1 protein-coding gene is annotated in these 252 nt (G+C 63.1%); it reads right to left on the bottom strand.

Annotated elements, in window-relative coordinates; all coding sequences use genetic code 11:
* Window positions 1-183, bottom strand: a 183-nt coding sequence (locus RYX56_RS24040) for a hypothetical protein (protein ID WP_317124342.1), incomplete at its 3' end; no start/stop codon positions are given.
* Between the last annotated feature and the right edge of the window lie 69 nt (window positions 184-252).

The raw sequence follows: 252 nt of genomic DNA, 5'->3' as shown, positions 1-252 counted from the left end.
GATCAGGATGATGTCGCATTCATCCCAGCCCAGCTTGTCCATTTCCGCGCGCGACATCGGCAGGAACGGGGCCGTACCGAAGCGCGCCGCCCAGTACTTGCGGTGACTGAAAATGTCCTTCGGGCTGGCGGCGACGGCTTGCATGGAGCGCATTATAGTCGCGTGCGGGTCGGAGACCGGCATTTGGCCTCCGGCGCAACGCACCGCAGCACAAGCCCCAGGGATCGCTCAGCCTTGCAAGGTCAATCCACT

It is taken from the genome of Alkalihalophilus lindianensis (assembly GCF_032843265.1).
Classification (GTDB): Bacteria; Bacillota; Bacilli; order Bacillales; family Bacillaceae_D; genus Alkalihalophilus; species Alkalihalophilus lindianensis.
Note: the sequence above shows the minus strand (reverse complement) of the source record. Positions and strands in the feature narration are given on the sequence as shown.